This is a genomic window from Ruminococcus sp. AF37-20, assembly GCF_003460465.1.
In the GTDB taxonomy this organism is placed as follows: domain Bacteria; phylum Bacillota; class Clostridia; order Oscillospirales; family Ruminococcaceae; genus Hominimerdicola; species Hominimerdicola aceti.
In genome coordinates this window covers 135,668-146,816 of record NZ_QTVE01000007.1, presented here as the reverse complement: position 1 = coordinate 146,816, position 11,149 = coordinate 135,668, and the positions used below count along the sequence as shown (strand labels likewise).

The window sequence follows — 11,149 nt, the reverse complement described above, 5'->3', positions numbered from 1 at the left end:
CAGCTTGAGTATTACGTGAATGATGAATTCGATGAGGATTTTGATGATGATTACGACCTTGACGATGATATGCAGATGAGATTTTAAGGAGAGTGGTTGAATGAAATACAATGGTTTTTATGTGAAAATATCTCCCGATACTGATCTGCATCGGGAGGATAAGGACGGTAATGATGTTCGCTGTAACGGGTTTACAGTTGAAGTCTTTGCAGATAAGTCCGAAAAGCTTGAAATTGATGTTTTTTCGGCTGCGGTGAATTTTGAACTGCTGGAAAACAGTATATCTGAGGTTGAACAGTTTGCTAAAGATTATGTGGATTGTGAGGAAAAAGAATATCGCAGAATGATCGATGAGTTCAATGAATATTGACCGGGAGGAATAATTTTTAATCGGAATGGTCATAATTTATATTGTTTTAGATATGCATCCATTTGGTATCAGCAAGACAATTTCAGGACTATCATTTGATAGTCCTTTTTTCATGCCCAGATCACCCACAAATACCACAAAAAAATCGGCCAGTGATCCCATTTGGGATCTACTGACCGATCTTGCTGTTTATTCACTTGCACAAAACATAACGCCAGCCTTAAATCAACGTTCCTTGTCCGTCAACTCAAACCTGATACTGTGCAGGTCAAGCCCATTCTGTGCAAAGTATATCCTGAAAGTTGTGAAGCGTGAGAACATAGGCGTTTCCTTTTCCATTGAAACAGCCTTGCCACCAGTGCCGTTGAACGTGAACGTGCCCACCGCAGTACCCATGCTGAACAGCGTCATAGGTATCTGCGCAAGCTCACTCTGTGTAGAGCTTGCCGTAACTATCACCCTGTAAATACCGAAGTTTGACAGGTCAAGAGCAAAGCTATAAGAAGTGCCTTTCTTTGTGTCAACATCACTAAGGTCAAGAGTTATGTCACGGTCTACCTTGTAAAACTGTACAGGCTTGTCGTCCTCCTGCTCCTCGTCCTCTCGGTTTATCACCTTGACAGTATCTCCTATACCCTCCGCACGCTTAAGAGCATTAGTGTGAAGAAGAAATCCGCATATGTTCGCCGCATTTCTCTGAAGCTCACACCTCTCTATACCGCCATTTTCAAGGGCAACAAGCGTGTTATCGTCATTCTTTTCTCCGTCAGGACAAACCATGTAAACATCGTTCTGCGCCCTAGCCATAGCTGCAAGATCCGTCTTGTCAGGCTCTTTTCCACGAACGTTTATGTTCGCCCACCAGTCCGTCATGGTGAAGCCCTTGAAGCCCCATTCCTCACGAAGTATCACTGTGTTAAGGTCAAAGTTTCCTGCCGTCCACAAGCCGTTTACTCTGCCATATGTGGTCATAACAGAGGAAGCTCCTCCCTCTTTTACCGCTATCTCAAAACCCTTTAGATATATCTCCCTAAGTGCTCTTTCCGATACCACCGAGTCGATAAAATGCCTGTTTGTCTCACGGTTGTTCGCACAGAAGTGCTTTATCGTACCTGTCACCCCTGCACCAGCCATGCCCTTTAACTCAGCCGCCGCCATTTTGCCCGTAAGAAAAGGATCTTCCGAGAAATACTCAAAGTTTCTGCCGTTCAAAGGGTGTCTGTGAATGTTCATTCCGGGGCCAAGCAGACAATCCACCTTGTTAGCCGCCATTTCAAGCCCCATAAAAGTGAAAAGCTCACTTGTAAGCTCCTTGTTGAACGAAGAAGCTATCATAGTGCCGTTCGGCAGGCTGAAAGCCTTTGTGCCGCAGTCAAGCCTCATGCCCGACGGACCGTCCGAACAGCAGCCAGCAGGTATGCCAAAGCCATTGAGATTTTCCGACACTCCTCCGAACGCCGAAGCCGTACCAGCCGTGACCCTTGGGCTTCCCATGCCCTCGCCCCTTATAATGCAGGAAAGGTCATAGTCTGAAAGCTGTGCAATAAATTCGTCCATTGTGTTCTTGCCGTTCTTAACGTCCCAAAGCTTTATGCCCTTGTCACCGGTGTAGGCGATCTCTTTCGGAAGCTTCTCCAAACGCCTTGCACTCTCGTCTACCTCAGATACAGGCACAGCCTCTCTGCCAATGCTGAAAGCTCCGCCCTTACAAACAGGCTTTATTCTCTCAAAGCTCTCCACAGGAGCAAGCGCCTGAGTGAGCCTTTCTGTTACAAAATCCTCGCCCTGCTCAAAACTGCAAGCATATTCAGCACTTCTCACGTCACTGCCCACATAGAATTTATATTCCCCTGCTTCAAGCACATAGCATGACTTGTTGCCCGTCACACCAGAATCGTCATAAGAAGCAAGCTTTGCGATATCCACTGCTATCTCAACCACCTGATCTTCCTGTGGTACAAGCTCCTTAGTCTTTTCAAAGCCGCAAAGCACTCTCGCCGCCTTGCCGAGCCTTCCCTGCGGAGCTTCGCAGTAGACCTCTATTACCTCTTTGCCCTTGTAAGAACCGATATTTTTCACCGATACAGAAAGCTTCACAGCCCCCTCTGTTATCTCAGCCTTTTCCGTCTTTATCTCAAACGCAGTGTAAGAAAGACCAAATCCGAACGGATAAAGCACTTTTTCTTTAGCAAAAGTCTCAAAATAGCGATATCCCACATAAATATCCTCAGCGTAAATATCCCTGTTTTTCTCCCTGCCGAAATTAGCGTCCGAAGGGTAGTCAGACGCCTTGTATGCGATAGTGTCAGGAAGCTTTCCGCTTGGGCTGACCTTTCCTGTCAAAACGTCCGCTGTACCCTTTCCGCCTGTCATTCCCCCCTGCCATACATAAAGCACAGCGTCAGGGGCAATTCTGTTTATGTCGGTCATATCGATGATATTTCCCACGTTGAGAAGCAAAACAACCTTCTTGAAATTCTCCCTCACCACCTTGAGCATAGCTATCTCGTCATCGCTTAGCAAATAAGAGCCTGCCTCCAGCCTGTTGTCCTGCTCCTCGCCTGCTGTCCTGCCTATTATCACAATGGCAGTTTCACAGCTTTTTGCAGTTTCTTTGACAAGCCCCTCGTCAAGTGGCATCTCTTTCTGCGACCACGGCTCTCCGCCCCAGCCCTCGCCTAAGTCGAATGGGTTTTCCTTGTCCCATTTTCTGTATGTGTCAAGAAGCTTCTCATTGACCTTTACACCGTTATCAATAAGCCCGTCCAGAATGTTCACTACCTTAGTAACGTTCACCATTCCTCCCGAGCCTGTTCCGCTTTTATAATAATGAAACTGTATGCGTCCGAAAACAGCCACCTCTTTGTCTGTATCAAGTGGCAGAGCATTATTTTCATTTTTGAGCATAACGATTCCCTCAGAAACCATTTTCGCCGCAGTATCAAGATATTTGTTCCAATCAAGTATTCTTTCCATAGCTTTCACCTTTCCATATTTTCTATTGAATTTCAAAGTGTATTATAGCACAACCCTCCCACCTATTCAATAAAGATACTATGAACAATGGGTTTACTTTTTATATAGCATATCATGTCCTCAGGAAAAATATTGCACAATGTGTTTATTTGTGCTATAATGAGTATATATGACTGCACCGCACGCTTCTTGTTCGGTGTTCCTTATTAAAAAAATTATTGTCGGAGGGGTAAAAGTGGATAATATCGTCACTGTCGGCGGACACATAAACGCATCTATAAACTTTGCCATGCAGCAAAACTATGTCCCTGTTATAAGAAGTCTTGTAGTAAATAACAACTCAGAGGAAGCACTTGAGAATATCGGACTTAAAATAACCTTTGAGCCTGAGTTTGCAAAGGAATTTACATATTATATCGGCTCTATCCCCGCAAAAAGTTCTGCCGAGATATCCCCCGTGAAGATATCTACCAACACAGATCTTCTTTTCTCTCTTACAGAAAAAATGGTGGGCAATATCACCATTGAGGTGCTTCAAAAGGGTGAAAATATCTTCACCTATCAGAACACTATAGAGCTTCTCGCCTGCGATCAGTGGAGCGGTTTGAACATAATGCCTGAGATGATAGCCGCATTTGTTACGCCAAATCACCCTGCGCTCTCCCCAGTTATTCATGACGCTTCCACGTTCCTGAAAAAGTGGAAAGGCGACCCCTCTTTCACAGGCTATCAGACCAACAACCCAAACAACGTGAAGCTTCAAATGGCAGCAATTTTTGCCGCCCTCGTCCAGCAGAAAATAGTCTACAACGATCCCCCTGCAAGCTATGAAGTCATAGGTCAGAGGATACGCCTGCCGCATAAGGTCTTGGAGCAAAAAATGGGCACTTGTCTTGACCTTGCGGTGCTTTATGCCGCCTGCCTTGAAGCGGTGGGACTTCACCCTCTGCTGTTTTTCATGACAGGTCACGCATTCTGCGGCTGTTGGCTTGAAAACGAAACTTTCGCAGATTGTTGCGTTGACGATGTTTCCGCCATTGAAAAGCGCATTGCAGAAAATGCCGAAGAAATGCTCCTTGTGGAGTGTACAGACTTTGTTGACAGCAACGTTCACGATGTCGAGCGTTTCGACCATGCCATGAAACACGGCAAAGACCATATAAGCAACATGGAATTTCAATGCGTCATAGACATTATCCGCACCCGTGGAAGTGGCATAAGACCTATCCCGCTGCGTCCCGAGCAAACCTATTCAGGTCTGCAGCTTGCAGAAGAATCCGACAAGCCAAAAGAGATGCTCGCCCCCTCCGAGCTTAACAGCTCGCTTCTTGGCAAAGTGGCAGAGGGCAACGATAAGCCCGTCACAAAAATGCGCATATGGGAAAGAAAGCTTCTTGATTTCAGCCTGCGAAATTCTCTTTTGAACTTCCGTGTCACAAAGAACACCATGCAGCTTATGACCGCAGACCTTGGAAAGCTTGAGGACGAGCTTGCAAGCGGAAGTGACTTCCGTATCATGGAAATACCTACCGAGTGGACAGTTTCCACTCGTGACGAAAAAATATTCGCTATCGAGAACGAAAAGGACCTTGTGACAAATATCGCCGAGAACGAGTTCAAAAACAACCGCATAAGAACTTTCCTCAGCGAAACTGACCTTGACTCCGCCCTTAAAAGCCTCTACCGCTCCGCAAAGGTGAGCATGGAGGAAAACGGCAGCAACACCCTTTTCCTCGCTCTGGGACTTCTCCGCTGGTATGAAAGCGACCTTTCCGAAAAGCCACGCTATGCCCCTTTGGTGCTTATCCCTATAGATATCGTCCGCAACACACGCAATAAAGGCTATATAATAAGGAGCAGACAGGAAGAAACTCAGATAAACGTCACGCTTCTTGAATATCTCCGCCAAGACCACGGCATCAGTATCACAGGTCTTGACCCTCTCCCACTTGACGAACACGGCATTGACCTGCCACTTGTTTTCAATACTATCCGTCAGGCGGTCATGGGCAAAAAGCGTTGGAACATCGAGGAATATGCCTTTATCGGTCTGTTCTCGTTCAGCCAGTTCGTAATGTGGAACGACCTTCGCAACCGCTCAGAGGAGATAAGCCAAAACAAGGTGGTGTCCAGCCTTATGGCTGGTTCTCTCACCTATGCCCCAGAGGATATAAGCATAACCCCTGAGAATATAGATTCCGACCTTGACCTTGAAAACATGGCAGTGCCGATGAGCGCAGACTCCTCACAGCTTGCCGCCATTGCCGCAGCAGGAAACGGACAAAGCTTTGTCCTCCACGGCCCTCCGGGAACAGGAAAATCTCAAACCATCACAAATATGATAGCAAACGCACTCTATAATGATAAAAGCGTGCTGTTCGTTGCCGAAAAAATGGCAGCCCTCAACGTGGTGCAGAAACGTCTTGCAAACCTAGGGCTTGACCCGTTCTGCCTTGAACTCCACTCCAATAAAACAAACAAGACCACTGTCCTTGCAGAGCTTGACAAAGCCCTTGAAGTGGGCAAAATAAAATCTCCCGAGGAGTATTCAGCCGAAGCCGCAAGGCTCAAAGCTCAGAAAGCCCAGCTCAACGATACCATAACCGCACTTCACGAAAAGCGTAACTGTGGTGTGACCCTTTATGAAGCTATATCAGCCTATGAGCGCAGCATATCCGAAAAAGGCAAAATATCAGTTTCAAAAGATATTCTCACAAACATAGCAAAGGAAACTCTCGACCGTTTCAGCGACCTTGTACATAGATATTCCATAGCCATAGCCGAAACAGGCGACTTTGCCGACTTCCCACTTAAAGACATCGGCATTACATCATATTCTATGGAACAGCGTGACAAGTTCCACACTGAAGCCGCCGACCTTGCCCAAAAAGCCACCGCTTCCTCTCAGTGCGCACAAACTCTCGCACAGGCTTATAGCTACAGAGGCGACCTTGACAAGACAGCAGTAAAAATGCTTTCCCACATATACAAAGCTTCCACCGCTGACGGTGAACTTCTTGACGGACTTCTCTGCGCACCTCACTATGATATCACCCTGCAAAAGATCAAAGATACTCTTGCCGTAGGAAAAGAGTATACCGCTCTCTGCACCGATATCCTCAGCCATTTTGAAAAAAGCATTTTTGACCTTCCTGCGTCAGAATCGAAAATGCTCTATAAGCAGGCAGAGCAAAGCTGGTTTTTGCCAAAAGCCATGAAGCTTGGAAAGCTCACAAAGGGAATAAAGCTCCATGCCAAAGACCCTGCTTCCGTTACAAAAGCAAACCTTGGTGAAATTCTCGATAAGCTTTGCACCATAAGCGAAAAGAAAGACTTCCTGCGAAGCCTGCCGTCAGATGTAACAGCGCTTCTCACAGGTATTTACATGAACGAGCAGACCGATTGGAATGTCCTTGAAAAAGCCGTTTCAAAAACCGACAGCATTATGAATGTCATTAAGCAGAAAGCGGGTGCTGACCCTGCACAAATGGCTCAGACTATCGGAAAAGCAAACTGCACTTCTGAAGGACAGGCTCTCTCCTCGTTCCTTGAAAAGCTTTCAGCCTTTGAGGACAGCTTCTCAGTCAATATGACTGCCTTAGAAACAAACGCAGACTGGCTCGGCTTATCCGCAGAAAAGCTTAATACCTATGCCGAAAACGCCGATAAGCTTAGATACGCCGCCCAGTTCAACAGCGTTGACAAAGAGCTTTCCGACAACGGACTTTCAGGTGTCAGCGAAAGCTACCGCACAGGCAATGTTGACAGCGAAAACGTAGAAAAAGCATTCTCCTGCACGCTAAATTATCAGCTTGCACTTATGATAATAAACAGCGATAAACGTCTTAGCCAGTTCAGCAGTAACAGTGCAAACGACCTTATCACACAGTTCAAAGACACTCTCGATAAATTCTCACGCCTGACTATACAGGAGCTTTTGGCTCGTCTTTCCGCAAAAATACCTGCCCAAGGCTCAGCCTGCGCTTCCACCTCTGAAATGGGCATACTCAAACGTGCCATAAAGAGCAACGGCAGAATGATGTCACTTAGAAGCCTTTTCGATAAGATACCAAATCTTCTCCGCAAGCTCTGCCCTTGTATGCTCATGAGTCCAATATCAGTTGCACAGTATATAGACCCCTCGTTCCCTAAATTCGACCTTGTTATCTTTGACGAAGCTTCACAGCTTCCCACAGCCGAAGCCGCAGGCACTATTGCAAGGGGCGAGAACGTTGTTATTGTGGGCGACCCTAAACAGCTCCCGCCAACAAACTTCTTCTCCTCAAATCGGATAGACGAAGAAAACAGCGAAAAAGAAGACCTTGAAAGCCTCCTTGACGATTGCCTTGCTATCTCAATGCCGCAGCAGTATCTCAAATGGCATTATCGTTCACGCCACGAGAGCCTTATTGCCTACAGCAACATGAAATACTATGACAATAAGCTTCTCACATTCCCGTCCCATAACGACCTCATTTCAAAGGTGAGCATTATCCACCCAGAGGGTCACTATGACAAGGGCAGAACAAAGCAGAACAAGGCGGAAGCAAGAGCCGTTGTTGACGAGATAATAAGACGAATGAGCGATGAAAAGCTCCGCAATGACAGCATAGGTGTTGTAACATTCAGCTCCGTTCAGCAAAATCTCATTGATGATATGCTCTGCGAAGAGTGGGCAAACCACCCCGAGCTTGAAGAGCTTGACAGAAAGTCACCGGAGCCGGTCTTCATCAAAAACCTTGAAAACGTCCAGGGCGACGAGCGTGACGTTATACTCTTCTCTGTTGGCTATGGTCCTGACGAAAAAGGACAAGTTTCAATGAACTTCGGCCCTCTCAACCGTGACGGCGGCTGGCGAAGACTTAATGTAGCAATATCCCGTGCAAGAAAAGCCATGATAGTCTACTCTGTCCTCCGTCCTGAGCAGATAGACCTTTCAAGAACACGTTCCGAGGGCGTTGCAGGACTTAAAGGCTTCCTGGAGTTTGCCGAGCGTGGAAAGCTTGCCGTAACAGCCCACAGCACCACAAAAAGCACAAGCGACAGCACTGTAACAGAGTGTATCGCAAAAGCCATAAAAGAGCTTGGCTATGGGGTGAAATGCAACATCGGAAGCTCCGAGTTCAAAGTTGATATTGGCATAATCGACCCTGACAACGAAAAGGAGTATCTCTTGGGCATACTCCTTGACGGTGACAACACTCTCCACAGCTCAACCGCACAGGATAGATTTATCCTACAGCCAAGCGTGCTTAACGGTCTTGGCTGGAATATCCTGAGAGTGTGGACGCTCGATTGGTTTGACGATAAAGACCGAGTTCTGGGAAACATAAAAGCCGCCATAGACAGCGCACCAAAGCATGAAGCCGTAACCGCTCCCCCCTCAAAGCCTGCTGTCTATTCCACATCGCAGTTTGAAAGAGAAGAAGCTTCCGCCCTCACATCAGCCTTTGCACAGCCCTATGTGACCGCAGATATTGGCATAATGGGTACATCTGATGACTTTTATAAGCCCGAAAACAAGCAGAAAATAAGAGAAACAGCCGAAAAGATAATCGCTGTCGAAGCACCAATAAGCGAAAAGCTTTTCATGAGAAAAGTTTTCACCGCATGGGGCATAACACGAAGCGGCTCAAGAGTGGAAAGCATCTTTGCCGATGCCGCACAAGGCGTTTCACCATTCGCCACAGCCGATGAAAACAGAGTTTTCCTTTGGAAAGAGGGGCAATCCCCTGAAAGCTATTCTATCTATCGCACAAGCGATGATACCAACAAGCGAAGCATGGAGGATATCCCCTCCGAGGAGATAATAAACGCCGTGAAAGAAGTGCTTTGCCAGCAGATAAGCCTTTCAGAAACCGACCTTGTAAGAGAAACAGCCAAGAAATTCGGCTACACAAGAGCTGTGGGCATAACAGAGAGCGTAATAAGCTACACCCTGAAAAAAGCTCTCACCGCAGGTCTTATCAAAAAATCAGAAAGCGGAAACATCTCCGCAAAATAATACTCAAACAAACCAAAACCACCGCCGAGAGTTTTCCTCCCAGCGGTGGTTTCTATTCATATCAGTATTTCCATTTCTCCGAGCAAAGCTGCATCTCAACCATGTGCTTGTAGATACCGTTAGTCTTTTTAAGCGCCTCAGGCGAGCCTGTCTCAGCCACCTTGCCGTCTTTAAGCACAACTATCTTGTCCACACCGTCAACAGTTCTCATTCTGTGTGCTATTATAAGCACAGTCTTGTTCTGTATAAGCTTTGCAATAGACTCCTGTATAAGCGACTCGTTGTCAACGTCCAGAGAAGCTGTAGCCTCGTCCATAAGAATGATAGGAGCGTCCTTCAGAAATGCCCTCGCTATGGATATACGCTGTCTTTCACCGCCCGAAAGCTCCGAGCCGTTCTCGCCTATCATGCTGTTCCACTTGTCAGGCATCTTCTCAACAAAGTCCTCGCAGTGTGCAAGCCTTGCCGCCGCCATAACCTCCTCGTCCGTTGCGTCCTTTCTGCCTATCCTGATATTCTCCATAACAGTGTTGTTAAACAGCGTTACATCTTGGAAAACGATAGAGTAAAGTGACAAAAGCTTCTCAGGGTCAACGTTTGCAACATTCATTCCGCCAACAGTTATCTTGCCCTTGTCATTATCCCAAAATCTTGCCGCAAGCCTTGCAACAGTGGTCTTTCCTCCGCCGGACGGACCAATAAGTGCTGTTATCTCACCCTGCTTTGCAGTGAAGCTTACATCAGAAAGCACCTGCTCTTCACTCTTGTATGAGAAAGCAACATGATCGAATGTGATATCATAACCCTTGTTGTCAAGCTTATCACTGCCCGACTGCTCCTCGTGGGAAAGTATCTCGTCCATACGATTGCAGTTTGCGTCAAGGCTTATTATGGCAGCCAAATTCTGAAGCGCTATCTGAAGCGGCTCATACATTCTTGTTACCACCAGCAGGAACATAAAGAACGTCAGCACCGTTATCTCACCATTTACAAGAAGCGAGCTTCCCACAACAGCCACAGTTCCAATACCGAGTTTTAGTATCATCTGCGCTGAGCATACGAATACCGCATTTGCAAGCTCCGCCACGATAGCGTGCTTTTCCACAGCCTTTATCTTCTTTTCAAGCCCCTCAGAGTATTTCTCTGTCATGTTGTATGAACGCAGGTCACGGAGAGTTTCAAGCCCCTCCTGAATGCCGTCAATGCAATCTATACGATATTTCATCGTCTTTTCGTGTATCCTTGACATAACCTTCTTTGAAGAAATAACTATGATAAATGCTACCGGCATTACCCAAACTGAAGCAAGAGCCATTCTCCAGTCAAAGAAAAACAAGCTTATAACAATGATAGTAGTGGAGACGATACCGCCCACAAGCTCAGGTATCCAATGCGAAGAGCCTGTTTCTATCATTGCACAGTCCGTCATGATAGTGTTCGTAAGGTCGGCAAGGTCTTTCTTGCCAAAGTATGAAAGGGGTATCTTCCTGAGCTTTTCCGCAAGCGTCCTTCGTCTTACACCGCTTTCAACATATGTAGAGTAAAACGTGGACTTATACTGAAACAGCGTTGTAAGGGCAATGAGCAAAAGCACTCCCACTATCGCCCCGATAAAAAGCCGGAACTTATCTCTTGGAAGCTCTCCCTCAAGAAGATATGAGGAAAGCACATATAAAAGCCCCACAGGGAGCATAAGCACAAGGTTAGCAAGCGTAACAGCAATAAACGCCCTTATCATGCCTTTTGCACCCTTGTCTGAAAGGGCATATTTGTGTTTTAATTTTTCCGTGAAGCTCATA

At 46.5% G+C, this 11,149-nt stretch carries 4 protein-coding genes; 2 read left to right on the top strand and 2 right to left on the bottom strand.

Going from position 1 to position 11,149, the window contains the following annotated elements; translation table 11 throughout:
- The first annotated feature begins 100 nt into the window (after positions 1 to 100).
- The gene (locus DW015_RS06680; RefSeq protein ID WP_046441127.1) at positions 101 to 370 is read left to right on the top strand and encodes a hypothetical protein; all 270 of its coding nucleotides are present in this window, start codon (positions 101 to 103) and stop codon (positions 368 to 370) included.
- A gap of 225 nt (positions 371 to 595) precedes the next feature.
- Here the strand turns inward: DW015_RS06680 and DW015_RS06675 are convergent, their stop codons facing one another.
- Positions 596 to 3,346 (bottom strand): glycoside hydrolase family 3 protein, encoded by a 2,751-nt coding sequence (locus DW015_RS06675; protein ID WP_117905044.1) that lies wholly within the window; start codon positions 3,344 to 3,346, stop codon positions 596 to 598.
- A gap of 235 nt (positions 3,347 to 3,581) precedes the next feature.
- Between DW015_RS06675 and DW015_RS06670 the strand changes: the two genes are divergently transcribed.
- Positions 3,582 to 9,350: a DUF3320 domain-containing protein gene (locus DW015_RS06670; RefSeq protein WP_117905042.1), complete on the top strand. Its 5,769-nt coding sequence runs from the start codon at positions 3,582 to 3,584 to the stop codon at positions 9,348 to 9,350.
- A 61-nt stretch (positions 9,351 to 9,411) separates the two neighbouring features.
- Here DW015_RS06670 and DW015_RS06665 read toward each other — a convergent pair whose 3' ends face one another.
- A complete protein-coding gene (locus DW015_RS06665) occupies positions 9,412 to 11,148 on the bottom strand; it encodes an ABC transporter ATP-binding protein (RefSeq protein ID WP_117905040.1) in 1,737 nt (578 codons plus the stop codon).
- Position 11,149: the final 1 nt, after the last annotated feature.

Excerpts from the sequence above, each read along its gene's own strand:
- DW015_RS06680 (WP_046441127.1), top strand. The coding sequence starts at position 101 with ATGAAATACAATGGTTTTTATGTGAAAATATCTCCCGATACTGATCTG.
- DW015_RS06675 (WP_117905044.1), bottom strand. The coding sequence starts at position 3,346 with ATGGAAAGAATACTTGATTGGAACAAATATCTTGATACTGCGGCGAAA.
- DW015_RS06665 (WP_117905040.1), bottom strand. The coding sequence starts at position 11,148 with ATGAGCTTCACGGAAAAATTAAAACACAAATATGCCCTTTCAGACAAG.